This window comes from bacterium (assembly GCA_040755755.1).
GTDB lineage: Bacteria > SZUA-182 > SZUA-182 > DTGQ01 > DTGQ01 > DTGQ01.
The window spans coordinates 17,428-37,779 of record JBFLZW010000017.1 but is presented as its reverse complement, the minus strand read 5'-3'; the positions used below and the strand labels follow the sequence as shown (position 1 = coordinate 37,779).

At 50.3% G+C, this 20,352-nt stretch carries 15 protein-coding genes and 1 pseudogene; 6 read left to right on the top strand and 10 right to left on the bottom strand.

Going from position 1 to position 20,352, the window contains the following annotated elements:
* Window positions 1-58 precede the first annotated feature (58 nt).
* Window positions 59-583, top strand: coding sequence for a Slp family lipoprotein (locus tag AB1611_05815; protein MEW6379105.1), 525 nt, complete (start codon window positions 59-61; stop codon window positions 581-583).
* A gap of 39 nt (window positions 584-622) precedes the next feature.
* Here AB1611_05815 and AB1611_05810 read toward each other — a convergent pair whose 3' ends face one another.
* From AB1611_05810 to tmk, 8 genes and pseudogenes are all read right to left on the bottom strand, one after another.
* Window positions 623-3,187 (bottom strand): cation-translocating P-type ATPase, encoded by a 2,565-nt coding sequence (locus tag AB1611_05810; GenBank protein ID MEW6379104.1) that lies wholly within the window; start codon window positions 3,185-3,187, stop codon window positions 623-625.
* Window positions 3,188-3,210: 23 nt separating this feature from the next.
* Window positions 3,211-3,456 (bottom strand): hypothetical protein, encoded by a 246-nt coding sequence (locus AB1611_05805; GenBank protein MEW6379103.1) that lies wholly within the window; start codon window positions 3,454-3,456, stop codon window positions 3,211-3,213.
* A gap of 1,039 nt (window positions 3,457-4,495) precedes the next feature.
* Window positions 4,496-5,399: pseudogene (locus tag AB1611_05800) on the bottom strand (reverse transcriptase domain-containing protein).
* A 148-nt stretch (window positions 5,400-5,547) separates the two neighbouring features.
* On the bottom strand, window positions 5,548-5,739 hold the full coding sequence (locus AB1611_05795) for a hypothetical protein (GenBank protein MEW6379102.1): 192 nt from the start codon (window positions 5,737-5,739) through the stop codon (window positions 5,548-5,550).
* 7 nt (window positions 5,740-5,746) lie between these two features.
* Entirely contained in the window at window positions 5,747-6,034 is a 288-nt protein-coding gene (locus AB1611_05790; protein ID MEW6379101.1) for a transposase, read from the bottom strand.
* A 268-nt stretch (window positions 6,035-6,302) separates the two neighbouring features.
* Window positions 6,303-10,358 (bottom strand): ATP-dependent RNA helicase HrpA, encoded by a 4,056-nt coding sequence (hrpA, locus tag AB1611_05785; GenBank protein ID MEW6379100.1) that lies wholly within the window; start codon window positions 10,356-10,358, stop codon window positions 6,303-6,305.
* A 194-nt stretch (window positions 10,359-10,552) separates the two neighbouring features.
* Window positions 10,553-10,858, bottom strand: a complete 306-nt coding sequence (locus tag AB1611_05780; protein MEW6379099.1) for a hypothetical protein — start codon at window positions 10,856-10,858, stop codon at window positions 10,553-10,555.
* A gap of 248 nt (window positions 10,859-11,106) precedes the next feature.
* Entirely contained in the window at window positions 11,107-11,739 is a 633-nt protein-coding gene (tmk, locus tag AB1611_05775) for a dTMP kinase (protein MEW6379098.1), read from the bottom strand.
* 300 nt (window positions 11,740-12,039) lie between these two features.
* On the opposite strand from tmk, the gene AB1611_05770 reads away from it, so the two are divergent.
* Window positions 12,040-12,414, top strand: coding sequence for a hypothetical protein (locus AB1611_05770; protein ID MEW6379097.1), 375 nt, complete (start codon window positions 12,040-12,042; stop codon window positions 12,412-12,414).
* Between the two features lie 38 nt (window positions 12,415-12,452).
* Here AB1611_05770 and AB1611_05765 read toward each other — a convergent pair whose 3' ends face one another.
* Both AB1611_05765 and AB1611_05760 read right to left on the bottom strand, forming a co-directional pair.
* Window positions 12,453-13,238 carry a hypothetical protein gene (locus AB1611_05765; GenBank protein ID MEW6379096.1) on the bottom strand — a complete coding sequence of 262 codons (786 nt, stop codon included), beginning with the start codon at window positions 13,236-13,238 and terminating at the stop codon, window positions 12,453-12,455.
* Window positions 13,239-13,644: 406 nt separating this feature from the next.
* Window positions 13,645-14,412, bottom strand: a complete 768-nt coding sequence (locus AB1611_05760) for a hypothetical protein (GenBank protein ID MEW6379095.1) — start codon at window positions 14,410-14,412, stop codon at window positions 13,645-13,647.
* Between the two features lie 804 nt (window positions 14,413-15,216).
* Here AB1611_05760 and AB1611_05755 point away from each other — a divergent pair.
* From AB1611_05755 to AB1611_05740, 4 genes are all read left to right on the top strand, one after another.
* Window positions 15,217-16,641 (top strand): cytochrome c biogenesis protein ResB, encoded by a 1,425-nt coding sequence (locus AB1611_05755; GenBank protein MEW6379094.1) that lies wholly within the window; start codon window positions 15,217-15,219, stop codon window positions 16,639-16,641.
* A gap of 21 nt (window positions 16,642-16,662) precedes the next feature.
* Complete coding sequence (gene ccsB, locus AB1611_05750) at window positions 16,663-17,505, top strand: c-type cytochrome biogenesis protein CcsB (protein MEW6379093.1); 843 nt, start codon at window positions 16,663-16,665, stop codon at window positions 17,503-17,505.
* Between the two features lie 176 nt (window positions 17,506-17,681).
* On the top strand, window positions 17,682-19,556 hold the full coding sequence (locus AB1611_05745) for a hypothetical protein (GenBank protein ID MEW6379092.1): 1,875 nt from the start codon (window positions 17,682-17,684) through the stop codon (window positions 19,554-19,556).
* 57 nt (window positions 19,557-19,613) lie between these two features.
* The gene (locus AB1611_05740; protein ID MEW6379091.1) at window positions 19,614-20,348 is read left to right on the top strand and encodes a hypothetical protein; all 735 of its coding nucleotides are present in this window, start codon (window positions 19,614-19,616) and stop codon (window positions 20,346-20,348) included.
* The last annotated feature ends 4 nt before the right edge of the window (window positions 20,349-20,352 follow it).

The following is a 20,352-nucleotide window of genomic DNA, read 5'->3' as shown; positions in this document are numbered from 1 at the left end:
CAGAAATTCATTGAAAAATAATGAATCGTAAGGACAAATCTGGGGGTGGTGATTGGTTATGCAAGAGAAAGCAAAATTTTTTCCGGCTGCTCCTGTGCTCATACTGGTGGCTGTGTTGAGTATGATAAGCATCATGGGCTGTACTCATACAATCAGTAAAGAGGCCAGGGATATGGCGGTTAATGATATTCCCTTTCAATGGATCGCTGAGAATCCCGAACGGTACCGGGGTGCCTTCGTGATCTGGGGAGGGGAGATTATTAACCTGCAGAGCCTTGGCGAGGGGACTTTGATCGAAGTCCTGCAAAGACCGCTGGGTCGTTCTGAGGAGCCGGATGAAACGAAGATCTCAGGTGGCAGGTTTCTGGTTCTGTATGATGCAGGCTTCCTTGATCCGGCCCTTTTCCAAAGGGGAGTCAAGATCACCGTTGCGGGCATTGTGGAAGGCAGAAGAATGCTTCGATCAGGGAGTGTGGTTCAGATGGGAGAGCTCAACTATGCCTATCCCTATCTCATTGCCAGAGAGGTTTATCTTTGGGAAAATGAGCGGATGATGAATCAGTATCTGTATCCATACTATTGATACAGCGTCCAGGACAATGGTGCTGTCTGCCTGGTGATATCAGCTTGAGCCCTTCGGCGGCAAAAAGAAAAGCTTTAATCCCTCGAGGAGAATGAGACTGGCAATGCCGCCGCCAAGGCACCGGAGCAGATCGCAGGGGCTGAGAGGGGAGAATTGGAATAGTTGCCGCAGCCAGGGAAGATACAGGACCAGGCCGAGAAGGAGGGGGGCAGAAGCCAGGATAGCCCAGAGGGCTCCATTTTTCCGGCGGCAGGAGCCAACGAGTGTACTGCACCAGGAACGATTGGTCAGGATCAGGGTCAGGTTGGCCAGAATCAGGGTGGTAAAGGTCAACGTGCGTGCCCGTACAGCACCCTGCCCAAGAAAGATGGTTCGGCCATAAATCGCCGCCAGCAGTACCAGGACAAGAATCCCCTGGCAAATGCTCAACAGCATAAGCCTGCGGCCAAACAGAGGCTCTTTTGGACTCCGGGGCGGACGTCTCATTACATCATCCTCTTCCGGCTCGGCTTCGAAGGCCACGGAGCAGGCAGGGTCAATGATTAATTCGAGAAAGACAATATGGATGGGGGAGAAGATCAGGGGCCAGCGAAGGAACAACGGCAGCAGTGACAGGCCGATGATCGGCGTATGGATAGCCAGGGTATAGGCTATGGCTTTTTTGATATTGTCCAGTATCCGGCGTCCCAATCGGACAGCCTGGACGATCGAGGAAAAATCGTCATCGAGAATAACCAGGGAGGACGCCTCTCTGGCCACGTCCGTTCCGCGCCCGCCCATAGCCACGCCGATATCGGCTGCCTTGAGGGCCGGTGCATCATTGACTCCGTCGCCAGTCATGGCCACAATCTCGCCCCTGGCTTTAAATGCCTGAACCAGATTCACCTTCTGCTCAGGCACCATGCGGGCAAAGATATCAACCTGCCCCACTTCTTCCCTCAATTCCTCCTCGCTCATGGCAGAAAGCTCAGGCCCGGTAAGGTAGCGGTCCGATGCGGTCAGGCCGATCTGTCGGGCAATGGCCCTGGCTGTAGCCGGATAATCGCCGGTAATCATCACCACCCGGATTCCCGCTTCATGGCAATCCCTGATAGCCTCGGCTGCCGCAGGCCGCGGCGGATCAGCCAGACCGATCATCCCCAGGAACTGAAAGTCGAAATCATGCTGACTTTCCGGCATCCGGCTGCTGTCGAACAGGGCCCTGGCTACGGCCATGACCCGCAGACCCTCATTGGCCATGCATTCAGCCTGCTCAGCCAGCTTCCGGTTTCTCTCCGGAGGCAGGTGGCATAAGCTGGAGATAGCTTCCACCGCTCCCTTGGCAGCGATAACATAGTGACTGGAATCAGGAGATTTCCAGACATGGGACATGGCCAGAAGCTCCGATGACAAATGATACTCATGAGCCAGCACCCAGTTCGGATGGATATGCTCCGTACCCGACAGATAATGCTTCCTGAGATGATACAGGGCTTTTTCCATAGGATCGAAGGGATTGATCTCGCTGGCCAGAACGCTGTATTCGATAAGAGAATGAAATTTCTCCGGCAGTGAAGCCCTGGGCTCCTGGAAGGAAACAGGGTAGAATTCATGATCCGCATACAGGGTCTTGACCCTCATCAGATTCTGGGTGAGGGTGCCGGTTTTATCCACGCACAGGAGCGTGGCCGAACCAAGGCTCTCAATGGCTGAAACCCGGCGGGTCAAAACCCGCTGCTTCGAAATCCGCCAGGCCCCAAGAGCCAGAAAAACCGTCAGAATGACCGGGATCTCCTCCGGCAAAATAGCCATAGCCAGGGTCAGTCCGGCCAGGATTCCTTCAAGCCACCCTCCCCTGGTCAGGCCAAAAATGATCACCACCAGAATACAGACGCTGATTCCCAGAAGGGCCAGATCACGGACCAGGCATTTAGTCTGCTTTTGCAGCAGGGTTTTCCCCGAATCAAGCTGCTGCAGGGAATGACCGATTTTGCCCATTTCCGTCCGGCTGCCGACCAGCCGGACCTCAGCCACCCCCTGCCCCTGCACCACCAGGGTTCCCGAATAGACAAAGGGCAGATCATCCCCGCCCGGACTTTGCATATTCTGCTTGCCGTCCCAGGCAGCTTTTCTGACCGGAACGGATTCGCCGGTCAGCAGGGATTCATCGATTGCCAGCTCACTGGCCGACAGGAGCACCCCATCGGCCGGTACCCGGTCTCCTTCGGCCAGAAGCAGAATATCCCCCCGGACAACTTCACGCCCTGGGATGCGCTTTTCCTTGCCGCCGCGAATGACCAGGGCTCTTGGGCTGGCCATCTTCCGCAGCGCTTCAAGCGCCCGCTCCGTTTTCCGCTCCTGGAAAATGGTGGTAGCCATGATGACAACCACAAACCCAAGGAGCATGAGGGCTTCGCCAGGGTCTCCCAACAGCAGATAAATCAGCCCGCTGCCCACAAGCAGCAGGAACATGGGCTCCCTGACGACCTCCAGGGTGATCGCAAGCCCCGTGCGCATTCCCCGCACCGGAATCTCATTATACCCTTCAGTCCGGATCCGCTCGGCTGCCTGCTGGTCCGATAACCCCTGGAAATGGTTTTGATGATTCTGTTTGCCTGGTTTCATGCTGGCCTGGTTCTACGTGCCCTTTATAGCCTGTCTTCAGGAAAAGGGGCTCTATCAGGAACAATTGATTCCAAAAGCTGCAGCGCATCTTCCCCGGATGGGGCCTGCTCAATCCTGTCTCTGAGCCACCGTTCAGCCTCTCGAACTGATATTTCCTTTGTCAGGGTATAAACAATATACTGGTTTACGGTAACTTTATTCAGTTTAGCTTCCTGCTCTACCTTTTGCTTTAATTCTTCTGGAAGGTGCAGAGTAAGCGATGATTTCATGATTGTTTATCCTCATAGTGCATCATATAATACCATATTCGGCAGGAGATGAGGGAAGGAATTCTTCATCAAAGAGTTAGCAGTAAGGCCAGGATCAGGAAGAGAATGATCAACCCGATCAATCTGCTCAATCTCAGTGTTTCGAGTCCCCAAAGAAGGTGTCGGCTCTTTGGTGGGTCATTGCCCTTTGCGGGGCGGTTTGGAAAAGCTATGATTTGAGCAACCGACGATTGCTCTGTCTGCGGACAGACTTTTCTCTTCTTCTTTTCAAAAGGGACAACTTTGCTATTTGGATTCTCCTTCGATCGAGGAGAATGAGGATCGTTCTGAAAGCCGTTGTACTTCATAATCGATTACCCCGAAGATATTGAAAAAGATTGCCGGGGGCTTTCCTGCACTCTCTCAACCAATATGCCGGTCAAGCGTGCAGCTAAGACGCTGACGATATTTCTGCCATTGACGAGCCACATCATTCTGCCTTCGGGATGACCTCGGAACGAGTCTCAGACTCTGAAAGTCTTATACCTCTTACTCTGCAATTCGAATAACACCGGATATATAATTAACTGACACTCACAATAATAGTATAGACCATTTTACCTCTATTAGCAAATTCCTTTTTTCATTAACAGATGTTCCCCATCTTGGGGTAAATCCAACATTTACCAGAACCACAATTGATCACCTACAACAAGATAATCATATCAAATTGACTTTGCCCCGCCTGATTATGATCCTTATTGCGGATGGTTTGGTCTTTGTATTTTGGCCATTGACAGGCCATATTTTGGCTGAAAAGACTGAGAAGAAAACGTCGCTTTCGATTTAATTTTATGCTGTGGTTCGAAGATTGTCAGACGTTTCCATCTTCGCGGAGGGATAGTAAAAATGAACGTTTATTTTTGTGTTGTGGTTAGAAGAAATGGGATTTCTTCGAATTGGCAGCCCTATAAGCCTTATTGCGGTTGGTGTCACGGACGTTGGGTTTAGGCTATGTTGGTGTAAATCGAGTAGGGAGGTTCCTCACGGTTCCTCCCTCTCACACCACCGGGCATACCTGCTCGGTACCACGGCGGTTTCCTTTGGTTTGTAACGATAAGTACCTGTCTATGAGACTGACGAGTTTATGCTTAGAGAACCATTCATTTGACATGGCTCGGTGAGCTTGTGGGGTGTCAGCCAGCCGCCACCATCCCTTTCCTGAGAGTGCTAATCTCCATGCTGAGTCCTCTCTCACTCCGTATTCCTGGAGAAATTCCGCTATTGTTTTCGTCCGTTTGCATTGCTTCAGGCGCACACACCGAAGTTTCCTTCGTATCCAGTTCCTTGTCCAGGTCATCCAGCAGAATATTGGCCAGCAGTGGTGAGAGTGGCCCTCCTTGTGGTGTGCCCTCATAGCGCTCGACACATATTCCCTCCTGCATAAGCCCTGCTTGCAGAAACCGGCGGATAATTCGCAACAGCCTCTTATCCGCCATGTGCCGGGCAAGGCGTCCCATGAGGATATCGTGGTTGACTCGATCGAAGAATTTCTCTACGTCGCAATCCACCACTATACTGTATCCTTCTTCAACGTATTTGCTTGCTTGGAGTAATGCATCGTGTGCGCTGCGGTGGGGACGAAATCCAAAGCTTGAATCCGAGAACATCGGATCAAAGAGAGGTTCCAGCACTTGCAAGATTGCTTGCTGTACCAGCCTGTCTACTGCCGTCGGAATGCCCAACTGTCTCGTTCCTCCTCCAGGCTTGGGTATTTGCACTCCCTTTACGGGTTGCGGTTGGTATGATCCATCCACTCATGAGGCTATCAACTCGTCTTTGTGTGTTCTGCACCACTCATCCAGGTCTTCGACCCTCATTCCATCTATTCCTGGTGATCCCTCGTTGGCTTTCACACGTCTGTATGCCTGGTTAAGATTTGCTCGATCGCAAACCCGCTCCATCAGGTCTTGTGCCAAGGCTCGTCCTGTGTTTGATGCCGTGACCGCTTGCCGCTCCTCGTGCAGACTCGTTCCGGTTCCGCCTTCACCAGTCATGCCGCGGCGTAGAGTATCCTCCTCCTTTGGGAAAAGGATTAACTGCTTGTATCTCCTACAGGATAGCTGCCATTTTTCGAGAGCCATAGCAAGGAGTCTTGGTATACTGCTTATCAATTAGCTTCATCAGCTCCAGTTGGTAGTCATCTATCTGGGGTTGATAATAGATGCTGGATCGAGCCACGCCCAACAGTTGAGCTTGTCTGGTGATTGATAGATCGGGGTTTTCTCTGTCAACCAGATCCACCTTTTCTCTAGGAGCTAAGGCCGGATTTTTTTTTAAGCCAGTCCAGTTCAACCTTTAGTTGACCTATCTGCTGGTACAACTGCTGAATCAATTCTGCCTTATCCTTATCTTCCCTCTTCTCTTTCCCGTTGAAGATTCCTACTAACCCATCCTTGGCTATCTGTTTCCATTTCCTTATCTGTCCTGGATGCACTTGGTACTCTCCAGCCAACTCTGCTGAGGTCTTCTCCTCCTTGAGTGCTTCCAGGGCCACTTTCGCTTTAAATACTGGGGTATGTTTGGTTCGTAAACCCATCTGCGGACCTCCTTATCTTTCAGCTCCAGTATAGCTCAATTCCGCCTCCAGTGTAACTTAATCCGCTGTCCGAATTTCCGAATCCATTATACGGTCAATGGGCCTAACTGCAGGTCTGCTTTTTTGAAGTTTTTAAACTGTTCGAGCTTAAGTGTTGTCAGCATATTGATAGTTCTTGTAAGAGGTTATGTTATTCCAGGATTATTGCCTATTTTTAATATTTTATCAAGAAGTATATGATCCATCTCTCCTCCACGCCCTCTCATCCTTACCCCCCGGTAATCTCCTCCCACTTCTTCTCCAGCCGTTTGGCTGATACGGGGCAGGCGGTGCCGACCTCCGGGGCGAAGAGCGAAATCTTGAACTCTTCGATCATCCAGCGGAATTCCTCGATCTGCTCCGCCTTGCTGGGTGAGGCGCTATTGTCCAGCATGGCCAGTGCCTGCCTGAGCCTTGTCTGGTGGATGGTCAGTTGCTGGGCTTTGGTCTGGTCTTTGTGCGGTGAGGCATAGGCCCTCTCGGCCCGGATGCGGATGGCTTTAAGGTAGCGGGGAATTTCGGCCAGACGGTCCATTTCATAACGGCTCAGAAAGTCGGGCGGAAGGAGTCTGGCGACTTCAGCCTCAATCTCCTGCAACAGGTGGCCAAGCACAGCGTTTCCGGCTGCCAGACGGCGGAAGCGGGCTATGCAGCTTACGGTGTCCTGCCAGTCGATCAGAAGGTCCTGCAATCTGCTCATGATCAACCGGCCCTTGAACAGCAGTTTGCCTCTTACCCGGTCCAGGTGCTCGAAAAATTCCTTCCGGCTGGGGATGCGGCCATCCTGAACCGGAAAGATACCCTGGAGGATTTTCGTAAAGAGCACTTCCTGGAAGGTCTGCTGATTGCCGAGAGCCTGGAAAAAGCGTTTCCAGTTGAGCGGAGGCTCCCAGGTTTTTTTCAACTGCCGCAGTTCCTCACGAAAGGAAATCGCATACAGGACAAGCAGTCCCGTGCGGGTCGCCTTGGCTGCTTCCTGCGGTGTGGGAAAAAGGCGAAGGCTGACACTGTCGTTATCGAGCACCTGACTTTTGGCAGTTGCCAGGCCGGGGTAAGCCAGGCGCGGCGGGACAGTATGTAAGGCAGTATTCGGGAGAGTATTCGGGGCAGTCCTCTGCGGAGCAGCGTCATCCGGGTTCAGGATGATCTCTTTGGGCAGGTTTTCAAAATCCCAACTGGTGATGCCATCCCGCTCCCACTTCCGGCAGGCATCCTTCCACTGGTTGTCCTCCTGCTGCCGGGGCACGGTTTTAATCAGGCTGGAGAGGTCTCTCCCCTGGCCGAGCACCTTCCCCCGGTTGTCTTCCACCACCAGCCGGAGGCGAAGGTGCGGCGGCAGGTCAGCTTCAGGCCAGGCGCTTCGGGGGATGGAAAGGTTATACTCCTTCTGGATGGCCCGCTCAAGGGCCTCATAGAGCGATCCCTGATATGCCTGCGAGGCCGACCCCTGTGATGCGTGGCCTGCCAGTTGCTCGGAAAGCCGCTGCGCGGTCTGCTGCACCGGAATGAGCTGCTTTCGGTAGGCCTTGGGCAGAGATTTCAGCAGATAGCTGATTTTTTCCGGAAGAAGCCCCGGCACAAGCCATTTCAGTGCCTGCGCTGGAATCTGCGGCAAAAGATAAGCCGGAACATGGAGGGTGACACCATCTTCTTCATGACCGGGCTCAAAGTGATAGGTCAGGGGGAGGGGAATTCCTCCAATCCTGATGGTGTCGGGAAACTGGCTGATTGCCTCCTCGTCCGGAGCTATCCGCAGGAGGTCCTCCGGCTTCATCCGCAAAAATTCATCTCCCCCCCGGTCCTTCAGCCACCGGATGAAGGTCCGCACATCGCTGATCGGCTCTGAGATCCTTTCGGCATAAAACTGGAAAAGGGTCTCGTCATCGACCAGCATGTCCCTGCGTCGGGTCTTCTCCTCCCACTCTTCGATGCTGTCCATAAGGTGCTGATTGTGCTCCAGAAAGAAGAATTTCTCCTTGACTTCCCCCTCCACCAGGGCGGAGCGGATGAAAATCTGGCGGGCCTCTTCCGGCCGGATCAGGCCATAGTTGACTTTGCGGGCTGGAACGATGATCAGGCCATAGAGGGTGACCCGCTCGAAAGCCACCACCTGCCCGCGGTCTTTTTCCCAGTGGGGATCAAACCAGGATTTTTTGCACAGACTGGCGGCCAGAGACTCCAGCCACTCCGGCTGGATAGTGGCTACCACGCGGGCAAACAGCCGGGAGGTGCGGACGATTTCTGCGGCCACGATCCACTGCCCGGCATGGCCGAATTGCCCTGAGCCGGGAAAGATCATGACTTCCCGGCCACGGGAGGTACGGTAGAGGTTTTTCTCCCTGGGGTTATCCTCGATGCGCTGGGCAACGTGGCTGAGCAGCCCGCTCAGGATGGATCGGTGAATGGCCTCAAAGCCTGCTGCCTGCTGATTCAGGGGATAGTCTCCCAACTCGGCCAGAATGGTCAGAATCTGTTCATGGATATCCTGCCACTCCCGCATGCGGTTATAGGAGAGGAAGTGGGTTTTGCAGAATTTTCGCATCTGGTTCTGGGTCTTGAATTTTTCCCAGGTCTCGTGGTAGGCGTTCCATATTTTGAGCAGGGTAAGAAAGTCGGAGTTTGGCTCCCGGAAGTTGGCGTGCATCTCATCCGCTCTGGATTCCTGGTCCATGGGCCGCTCCCGCGGGTCCTGGATACTCAGGGCCGCAGCAATGACCGCCACTTCACTGATTGCCCCCTCCTTTTTGGCCTCGATCAGCATCCGGGCAACGCGGGGATCGACGGGCAGCCGGGCCATCATCTGACCAATATGCGTCAACTGATTCTGGGCATCGAGGGCACCAAGCTCCCGCAGGGCTGCATAGCCATCCTTAATGGCCGAGGGAGATGGAGGGTCGATAAAGGGAAAAGCGGCCACATTGCCCAGTTTGAGGAAAACCATCTGCAGAATGACCCTGGCCAGATTGGAGCGGTTGATCTCCGGCAGGGTGAACTGCGGCCATTCGAGGTACTCCTCTTCTCCATAGAGCCGGATGCAAATGCCCGCCTCCACCCGTCCGCACCGGCCTTTGCGCTGATCCGCGCTGCTTCGGGAAATGGGCTGAATGGGCAGGCTCTGGGTTCTGGTGCGGGCGTTATACTGGGAGACACGGGCGAGACCCGTATCGATCACGTATTTGATCCCCGGAATGGTGATCGAGGTTTCAGCCACATTGGTGGCAATAATGATCTTTTGCTCAAGTGTGGATTGAAATACGCGGTTTTGCTCATCAGCGGTCAGGCGGCCAAAAAGGGGCAGAATGAGCGTGCGGGGATATTGCCTTCCCTCAAGCCGCTGCTGAGTCTCCCGGATATCCCGCTCGGTGGGCATGAAGATAAGGATATCACCCTGACGCCGCTGCCTTTTCAATTCCTCCACGGCCGTTATGGCCTGATCGATATAGGTGATATCTCCGGCATCTTCCAGCTCATGATTGAGGGGCCGATACCAGACCTCAACCGGATACATGCGGCCTGAGACCTCGATTACCGGCGCACGGTTGAAGCTTTGCGAAAATTTTTCGGTATCGATCGTGGCCGAGGTAATGATTACTTTTAAATCCCGGCGGCGGGTAATCAACTGCCTCAGGATGCCAAGGAGAAAATCGATGTTCAGGCTCCGCTCGTGGGCTTCATCGATAATCAGGGTATCATAGCTGAAGAGCCGGGGATCCCCTTGGGTCTCGGCCAGCAGGATACCATCGGTCATGAACTTGATCCGTGTCCGGGGAGATGTCCGGTCCTGGAACCGTATCTGATATCCTACCAGCTCACTTCCCGCATCCCCCAGCTCCTCCGCAACCCGCCGGGCCACGGAAACAGCGGCCACCCGGCGGGGCTGCGTGCAGCCGATCTTTCCCGTGCGCCCCCGGCCAGCCTCAAGGCACATTTTCGGAATCTGGGTGGTCTTCCCTGAACCCGTATCTCCGGTAATGACTACCACCTGGTTTTTCCGGATAGCCTGGATAATCTCAGCACGCTTGTCCACGATGGGCAGGTCAGCCGGATAGGTAATCACGGGATCAACCGGCCCACCCTGTCCCTCTCTTTGAGCGGGCATTTGAGCAGGAAGTGTCTGAACAGGTGACTCCTGACCAGACGGCCGCTCAGGCTGTGCCTGAGCAGGCGGCAACTGAACCGGAGGCACCTGAGCAGGCCGGCAAGCCCGCTGCCTGCGCCTGTGGTAAAAGCGGTTCTGATGCTTTTTAGCAATCTCTTCGATTTTATTAAATTTTTCAGACGGCATACGAGAATGATACCATAAACAGGAAGACTCCTCAAGAATGGCGCATGGCATTACCTGTGCCCTCTTTGAGGAAAAGGGGGAAAGGGATCGGCCTGGAGGCGGAGAAGATTTTCAATGATGGAACTTTTGAGATTCTTTGACCCGGCTCTTTCGGTCTATAGGTCCCTGGGGGCCATTAAAACAGGACAGGCGGACTATGAGTCCCTGGAAGGGAAAGAGTAGCCGCATGGCCCCCCAATTTCCTGAAGATCTCGCTCATCAAGGGGAAAGAGCTTGCACTGATTGGGACGGCAGGTATTGTAAATGAGGCAGCGGATATTATCTTCTGAACCTTTGAGAAACGGACATCGGTAGAGCATAACGCAGCATTTGCCACATTGCAGACACTTCCCCTGACGGATGCTCAACTGTTTTTCTACATATCCGGGACGTATTTTCGGTAAAAGGAACCGTCGTATCTTACCCTTGATAGCTACCGCATTCAAACTTATTATTCCCATTTCCGTCATTACCCCCATACCAGTAATTACCTGACCCGTATCTTGACAGCCAAACCATTACCATCGAATGTCCAAAACAGATAGCTACTCACTCGGCCTGACCCAGGGTGAGTAGTTACACAAACTGGAAAGCTCCTTACGGCCAGGAAAAGAAGACACCAATATACCACAAACGCTGGCGGATTGGTATCAAATGTTAATCCAGAGAGAAAAAATTTGTTCAGGGGATCGATTCACCGGGTAAATCTTTACCTGGGGAGAATCCTTTTTTGTACGAGGCCCATAATCAGCCGGTCTACCTCAGCGTTGACCTCTTCAAGCGGGCGGGAAGCGGGGAGGTGATAAATATGATCGCCCTTCATTTCCCTGAATATTTGGCTGACCTTCCGGAGATAATCCTCTCTTTCGAAATGGTTCTCTTTCTCGCGGCGAAGAGTATTTATCCGATGGAGTCCGGCCTGGGCGTCAAGGTCCAGAATGATAACCATATCCGGCCTGGGCGCAATTTTTTCGTTGAGTGCCTGAATATGGTTGACATCGATTCCCAGCGCTCCCTGATAAGCCATGTTGGAATAGTAATACCGATCCATGACCACAATAGAACCCTGCATGAGGGCAGGCAGGATATTCTTTTGAACATCTTCCTCCCGGTCTTTGAGAAACAGCTCCATTTCTTCCTGGGGGGTGATTTTCTCTCTGCCATGAAGGATGATCTGCCGTAATTTTTTCCCATAGACCCCATGGGGAGAAGGCTCGCTGAAAGAAGCCGCCGGAAGTCCTTGTTCTTTGAGCCATGCAGTCACCCGCCGTGCCTGGGTTGTTTTCCCTGCACCGTCAATTCCCTCGAAAATGATCAACAACCCCTGTCTTTCTCTGTTCATTTTACGGAGTTTCATCTCTGGAGATAATTTGCTTAACTTCTGTCTCCCTGCTTATTGTGCCCTTATCCCCTGGGTATTTAACCAGGTGAAAGCAACGAATGAGGCTATTATTTCATAAAACGCACCTCTTAACAAGCAAAAGGCTGGGGAGAAAAATTTTTGACGGTAGTAAATTAATTTGGTATGATAGATCGATAAAGTAAGAGTAGGCTGTTAAACATGAAAAATATCAATCAATAAAATTCATAAGCAGATTGAAAGGGGAGGGTTGCCATGAGGAAAATCGCCAGTCTATGCCTTATGTTTTCACTGCTGCTGAGCGGGACGATGTTCGCAACTTCGAAAGCTGAAGCAGCCCGTGATGGTTCAGAGCCGATTCAGAATATCTTTGTCGATACCCTGTATGGTGTGGCCACCGGTCTGGTGCTGGGAGCTGCCATTACCGCGGCCAAAGGAGAGGGTCATGGCGATGAGTGGGGTGAAAATCTTGGGGCCGGTGCTGCCATCGGAGGACTTCTTGGCGCAGGCTATGGCGTCTTTTTAGAGTATAGCCAGAGCCTGGCCGAGGTTAACAATAGCGGAGTTTGCTTTCATATTCCGACACTCGCCCTTTCATCAGGCTCAGGAGCAGGAGATGCTTCCATCCATGCGGATTTTTTACGGGTCCGGTTCTAGATTTCAGGGGTGTCCTGTGACACTCGTCATATCTTGACCTAGGGGATCATCATGCCGCCGCCGCGGTGACCGCTGCCATAGCCAGCGCCACCATAAGATGGCCGGGCAGAAAGGCCTGCAGAACCATAAACCGGGCTGCCCAGGCCGTAGCCGTATCCGGCAGGGAGTCCGGTACCCATGCCATAGGCTGCACCCATGCTTCCCATGCCGTAACCGTAACCAGCGGGTAATCCGCTGCTTGGTATCCCCCCCATGCTGTAGACAGGGCTCATACTGCCAGCCCCCGTATAGCCGACATACCCCGTGCTCATGCCGACCGGGTTATAGCTCAGAGTACCCATAGTACTGCCGTAGAGGGGACTGGAGAAAAATCCTCCTGCACCTGTACCACTGCTTGTACCATAATAGCTGCTGGCCATGCCATAATAGCTGACGCCACCAGTTCCCCAATTGCCGGCAGCCTGCTTCGGCATATAATAGCTACCTGTCACACCCGCAGTGCTCCCCAGAGAGGAGTAATTCATTGGTGCAGGTCCATAAGTTGAGTACAGTACAGGGATAGTAGCGATGCTCATGCCTGAATAGAGCGGTGGATTGGTGCCGGGAATCGCCGTTGTCCCCCCAACGGGAAAGCTTTGAGCCCCGGTGAACGGGCTATTGATACCTACCCATTTATACCACTTGGGTTCCAGCTTTGTAGAATCGGTGCTTTCATTGTCATCATCTTGTGCAGCCCTGGTGAATGAAGATAGCAGGGTGAAGCTTACAGCAGCAATGATGATGGCTGTAAATAAGATGTACGGTTTTCCTGTCGTATTCTTCATCTTTTTCCCTCCTTATTTTTAATTGGACCTGAAGCGCTGTTAAAAAGTTTTGGGCGAAATAAAACACCCTGTCCTGAATAGTTTCCCGGCTCCTTCATTATAAACCGGGAATTGACCTGACCTCCCCAATGCTGGGGGGAGAGCGGGAGAGTGTCCTTGTAAATCTGGAAACATTGCTCTGAAAAGGGGAGGTTAGCCGTGATTGGAAAGTTTATCTAAGGTGCATGACTGTCATGAGTAATATGCGGGTAATACCTTTCATGATAATCCTGACATCATTTGTTGCTCATCGGACCTTTTGTCAGGTCAGGGTCAACTGACTGTCTTGGTAATTTGAAATAACGAGAGCACCCCGCATTGGGTGCGGGGTGCTCTGAACATTCGGGAACTTGTTGGCTCCAGCTTACTAGAAGTAATATGGGTATGAAGTAGCAGTACCGCCCTGAGGATATACAGGCTGCTGATATCCTCCACCATAGTAAGGGCTGCTACCACTATAGCTGGCCGGGTAATTATAGCCGGTGGCCGGATAACCAAAGGTACCTAAACCACCGCCAAAGCCGCCGTAGCTGACACCATAGCTGACCGGGAAACCATAGCTGCTGATTCCGCCCCCATAGCTGGTGTAGGAGGGATAACCAAAGGTAGCGAATCCGATGCCGGTCCCATACCCAAGGCCAGTCCCGTATCCAAGGCCAGTGCCGTATCCAAGGCCAGTGCCGTATCCAAGGCCAGTGCCAAAGCCACCGGCCGTACTACCCATGAGTTGGGCAAAGGGGCCATAGGACATGTTGCCGTATGGAGTTCCCGGACCTGCATACAATGGCAAGCCTCCTCCCCAGGTCATTCCACCCGTGCTGTAATTTTGGCTGCCGAAAATGGGGCTGGTAAAGCCGGTGCTCATAAAGGTAGGCCCTATCATTCCAAAATCCGGCCCGGCTCCATACTGGTAGGAAGTGCCATAGGGAGTGGTAACTGTCTTGCTGACCCACCACTGGGCATTCCGGTTGGGATCTGATTCAGTTGCGGTTGTTCCGGTAGTAGCCGCTGTTGTTGCTGGCATCGATCCTGAAGCTTCTCTGGTTTGTGCTCTTGAAATAGAGGCCAGACTGAAGCTTGTGGCCACGATTGAAGCGACGATAAAAGCAAATGCTTTCCAACATTTTGTATTCATTGTTCTTCTCCTTCCTTGAACCTAAAAAATATTCAAATAGTTAAATTTACTCCCTCTCTTCTGACAATACCCTTGCAATCACCTCCTCCACCCTAAATAAGAACACAATAAATACCTGATTCCGGGGGGATACAAAGCTTCTTTGTATACAATTTGCCGCTACAACTTACGTACAACATTTACAATATTATATAATAACACGTTCAATAGCCAATTATCAAATCCAACAACGGAAAAGAGACAAAAAGGTAACTGTAAGGCGCTGTACTGCAAAGGCAAATAAATATTGCCTGCTTAGTATTACAACGAGACTTTTTCCTCATGAAAGTCTCGTTGTAATATTAGACTCGATTGACAAATTGCCTTAATCCTATAAGCTTGGCTAAATATAGCCCTGAAGAGAAGCGGTGAAGACATTATTTGTTATGTAGGACGGATAAAGCGGTAATTACTTACTCTTATATTAGAATATTATTTTCAGGCATGCGGCTGATAAAAAAACACTGAAAGCATGCCCGGTTCACGTCTTGGAGATTGACATTCAATTTTGTGTATGGTATATTTTTGATTTTAAATCATCTACTAAACTTTTACTAAACTTTATCAATAAATCTGACGAACAGGTGTCCGCTTTAATTCCCCCATTTTCCAAAATAAGTAGGTGGTGTCGGTTATCGCGGAATTATAGGATCAGGAGTTTCTGACAGTGAAGAGACAAGGCAGTAGATCGGAAGGGTTCAGTGCACACAATATCCAAATAACACAAGGGCTTAATTGACAAGGGAAAATTTACTGGGTGAATTCATGGTAAAAAAAATTGTAAGATTTTTCAGTTCCTTAAAGTTAACGATTTCTCTCCTCATCATCCTGGCTCTTACTTCAATTATTGGAACAGTGATTCAGCAGCAGCAGAATCCGGCTATCTATCTGCAGCAGTTCGGTAAGCCGGTTTATCAGGTTTTTAAGGTTTTCGGGTTTTTCGATCTCTATCACTCCTGGTGGTTTATGGCACTTTTAGCCCTCCTGACCCTGAATCTGCTGTTTTGTTCGCTGCGAAGGCTGCCCAGGGATTTGCAGCTTATCCTGTCACCCAGGGTGAAGATCACGGATAATGAGCTCAAAGCGCTCAGTTCTCAGGAAAAGCTCCTGGTTAAAAAGCAATCTCTCGACCAGACCCTTGAGGCAGTGCTCGCCGGTCTGAAAAAGAGTGGATTCGGTTGTCGGCACAAGGTAAAAAATGAGACAGGATGGTACCTTTTCTCGGAAAGAGGCAAATTCAGCCGTCTGGCTTTCCATATCACCCATTTGAGCATAATTCTCATTTTTGCCGGAGCGATCATCGGTGCAGCCAGGGGATTTAAAGGCTTTATCAACATTGTCGAAGGGCAGAAAGGGAAGGTAATTACGCTCCAGTCTGGAGGCCATGGTCCCAAGGAGCTTGATTTTGAAGTAGAATGCAGGAAGTTTGAAGTAACCTATTATCAGGATGAATCAGGGAATCTTACCAATCGGCCCAAAGATTACAAGAGCCTGCTGGTAATTCATGATCATGGAAAAGAGGTTTTCGCCAAAGAGATTGAGGTCAATGCCCCGCTGAATTACCAGGGGATATACTTTTATCAGTCCAGTTTTGGTGAAGTGCCTCAATTGACCGTTACGGTAAAAACAATGGAAGGTGAACCGATAGGTAATTTTGATGTGCAGGAAGGCGGCTCTTTCCACTTTTCCGGTAAAGATGGTCAAAAGACGCAGGTCACTCTCCTGCGCTACTTTCCAGATTTTTACATGAACCAGAATGGGCAGGTAGACAGCCGCTCAAATGTCCCGAATAACCCTGCCGCCTTTCTGGAGATCAGGACAGCCAATGATCAGCCACGGCAAACATGGGTCTTCCACCGTTTCCCCGACTTCCCTCATGGTGGTCAAACTGACTACAAGTACTCGTTAATCTCCGTCGATTCAGGAAAAAAATATACCGGCCTTCAGGTCGTATGGGATCCGGGAGTGCCATTGGTATGGACAGGATGTATTATCCTGGTCATGGGAATCATTATCATATTTTCGGTTCCCCATTATCGCCTCTGGGTTGTAGTTACCGATAAAGGAAATAGCCAGGAAATTACTATTGCAGGCAGTACCAATAAAAATAAACCTTCTTTTCAGGCTGTTTTTGCAAAAATTGTCACCAACCTTGGCAGTAATCTTACCGATAGGACAACAGTAGGATAATGATAGGAGGAAATATAATTTATGCTTGCGCTCAGTTCAAAATTTTTCGGAGCGGCGATGATTATTTATATTGTTGCCACTCTTGTTTATGCAACGTTCCTGGCTATTAAAAGTGAAAAGATCGGCAGTCTGGCTACCGGTACAGCGACCCTTGGTTTGCTTATCCATACGGCCGCTCTCATTGTCAGGACCGTAGCTTCCTATCGGCAGGGCATCGGCCAGCCTCCTTTTACCAATCTTTATTCCTCGATGGTCTTTTTTTCCTGGGCCATCATCCTGACTTATCTTATTTTGGAATTTAAATTCAAGCAGAAAGCGATCGGAGTTTTTGTCACTCCCATTGCATTTATTCTGCTGGCTGTTACTACCCTGCTGTCAGATCAGATCGAACCGCTTGTACCGGCCCTGCAGAGTAACTGGCTTCTTTCGCATGTGGTAACCTGCTTTTTTGGTTATGCAGCCTTTGCTGTCGCCTGTGGGATCAGTATCATGTACCTGGTGAGGATTTACTATGAGGAAAGGGGAGCGGGCCAAGTCGGTGTCCTGCAGATTTTGCCTTCCTCCGAACTTCTTGATGAATTAGCCTATAAGGCTATCGTTATCGGTTTTCCTTTCCTGACCATAGGGATTATTACCGGTGCTGCCTGGGCGAATTATGCCTGGGGAACGTATTGGAGCTGGGATCCGAAGGAAACATGGTCTCTGATCACCTGGTTTGTATACGCTGCCTTTCTTCATGCCCGGTTTGCCGCCGGATGGAAAGGGAAAAGAACCGCTGTTCTGTCAATTGTTGGATTCTTATTCGTGTTATTCACCTATTTAGGCGTAAGCTGGCTCCTCCCGGGATTACATAGCTATGCATAATAAATTTTGACTGCCTGTTTTTCCGAACTTATCGGCCAGGTATGGCGACAAGTAGAGTATATCAATCATGAGAAAGCACTCATACGGGCTGGCTCTTCATGGAGGAGCAGGAAATATGAGCCAGCCACTTTTCTTTCCTCGCTGACGAAGAGGAGTGGAGTGGGGGACACTTTCAAGTGAAAAAACAGACGCATATCTTGATTCTTGTAGTGCATCTCGTACTATGTGTTACCGCTTCAGAAGCCCTGGCATCATCTCCCTGGAGTTTTGGCATCGATTTGTCTTATGAGAAAACTGATGAAACCCCAGCCGGCAGTCAACCTGCAAAAACCACCAAGGACCTGAGACAGGAACTCCAGATCAGGCATAATATTGCTCTTACCCTGGAAACAAAAGTGGAAAGTGAGCTTAGAGGGAAGATCGAGCGGGAGTATATCAAAGGCTCATCATCGGAGCCGGACACCAGCCTGAAAGAACCATATGGAAGATTTCAGGTCCAATCCCGCCTGTATGATTTTGGAATGGGATACAAGAAGTCTGAAAACAAAACCAGTTCCACGCTCCTCCAGGATGAAGGATTCGCTGATCTCAGCCTTCAACCTGAGTCTCTTCCGGAAATTAATGTTAAATATGATTTTTCCCGGGAGAAAAAGTCGGTTGAATCTGAAGAAACGGACATTCGTAACATTTCAATAAGCTCTATTTATAACATACAGGACTTCCTGAATATCCGGCTTGGCTATGAAGGAGAAAAAACCGATTATCTGAAAGACCGATGGGCTGAGGGCAAAGGCCGGAGTGATATCAGAGAGGAGAACTATGTCGGTCAGGTCAGCCTGAAGCATTTTCTCATGAATAATAAACTGAGATTTGATCTCGACTATAAGGTAGAAAAAGAAAGCGAAAAAAATGAGCTGGATCCCAATAGTCCCGGCAGCAATAACCCATCGAGTGAGTGGGTATATACCGGCGATCGGCTAATACATACTGCCATCACCAAATTTACGTATACAATTACACCAGACACTACAGTGAGCACTTATTACGAGGATGAGCATACCAGGAATAACAAGACGCAGAATAACGGGAATCAGGGTGAGCAGGCGGATATTTTCCGGATGGATATATCACAAAGGATGTTTTCCTTTGTCAGACTTTTTGGTAAATACCGATCCGAAAAGAACAAGGATGAAAATGAAGACGAGTCAATAAACAGCTATGACGCTGAAATCCAGGCCGATCCCCGGAAATGGCTTAACCTTTTGGGAAAATTCGAAATCGAATCCAGAGATGTCGATCATTTCACGGATAATGCCCAGGATGCGGAAGAAGACACTCGGACTATCGAAGGGACCTGGAGCGCGGACTTTCCTCAATTCCTCGATGCGCAGAACGCTTTTGACGCCAGGCTGGTAAAGGAGAAAGTAAAAGACACCGACTCAAGGCGGGAGATGCAATACCGGTGGAGACTCCATCTGACTCCGATCTCGCATCTCAATTTGACCCCCGAATATGATTTTTCAGAAGAGGACGACTATTTGGAACTCAAAGACAAAACTACCCGTGAGTTCAAAACTGTCATTACTTACAGCCTCTTTATCTCCCATCAACTGAAAATTGACCTTTCACACTCCCTGAGCCGAAAACGGATTTCGGAAAGCCAGGGCAGCAGGAACAAACAGCATAACGATGATACCAAGCTTGACGTCAGATTTACCCCTTTTCAGAATCTTATCTTTTCTTCCCAGATTAACCGGCAGGATATGAGGACCATCGATAATGGAGACCTGACCAGGGATAAAGTGGACACTTCCTATGCTCTTAACTTTGATTGGCGGTTCGATCCTTTTACCTGGAGTGGCAGCTTCAAGTATGATGATCGCGATTACGCGCAGGAAAGTGAAGGTGATACTGAGACCATGGAAACCAGGCTTGTCTATAGGTTCAGAAGTTACGAGATTACAACCAACTATAAGTATACTAAAACTTATTCTCTGGATAACAATAAGGAACAGAGGATTGGGCTGCAAATTCGGGCTAATTTCTTGTAAACAAAACTAATTTTAACCTACTACTGAATTATGGATTACTGTAAGGAGGAAGAACCCATGAACCGCCTTGCCAACCAAAGTTTTCGTTCGGTCTTTTTATCCGCTTTAATCGGGATACTGCTCCTGATGTCCGTTGGGTGCTCAAACCACGGAACTGCTGTCTTTTCAAAGCCGACTATCAAATCCCGGAATATCTTGTATTCACCCTGGGAGCCGACCAGGAAGGTTTGTGTCCTGCCGTTTGATAATGTCAGCAAGGAGCAGGATGTTAACCTGAAGGTTATGGAAGTGTTTCTCACCGAGTTATTTGCTGCCGACATTTTTGAAGATATCGTCGATCCGATTCAGGCCAATGCTGCCCTGGGCGGAATGCGGATACGAAAACCGGACTCTTTGGACAAAGAGACTATCAAGGCACTGGGAGACAGACTGGGAGTAAAATATCTGATCCTGGGAACAGTGACCGATTTTGAATATGCAAAGAGCAAAGATAGTGCTGCGCTCGTCGGCTTGAGCGTCCGGATGATCGATGTCGATAATGGCAATATCCTGTGGACGGGAAATTGCTATAAAAGCGGCGATATGTCAGCGGGCAGGATTTTCGGCTTTACCAATGGTCCTTCTTCATCAAAGCTCAGCAAAGAAGTATGCCAGCAGATTGTTTCTTCTCTCAAGTACCAGATTCGAGCTAACAGCAGGACAGTATCGAACTTCAAAGCTCAAGCCCCCTCCCCGGAAAAGACCAGAGATAAAGTTGTGACCGTAGACGATCCGGTCGAAAAGAGGCGATAAGACA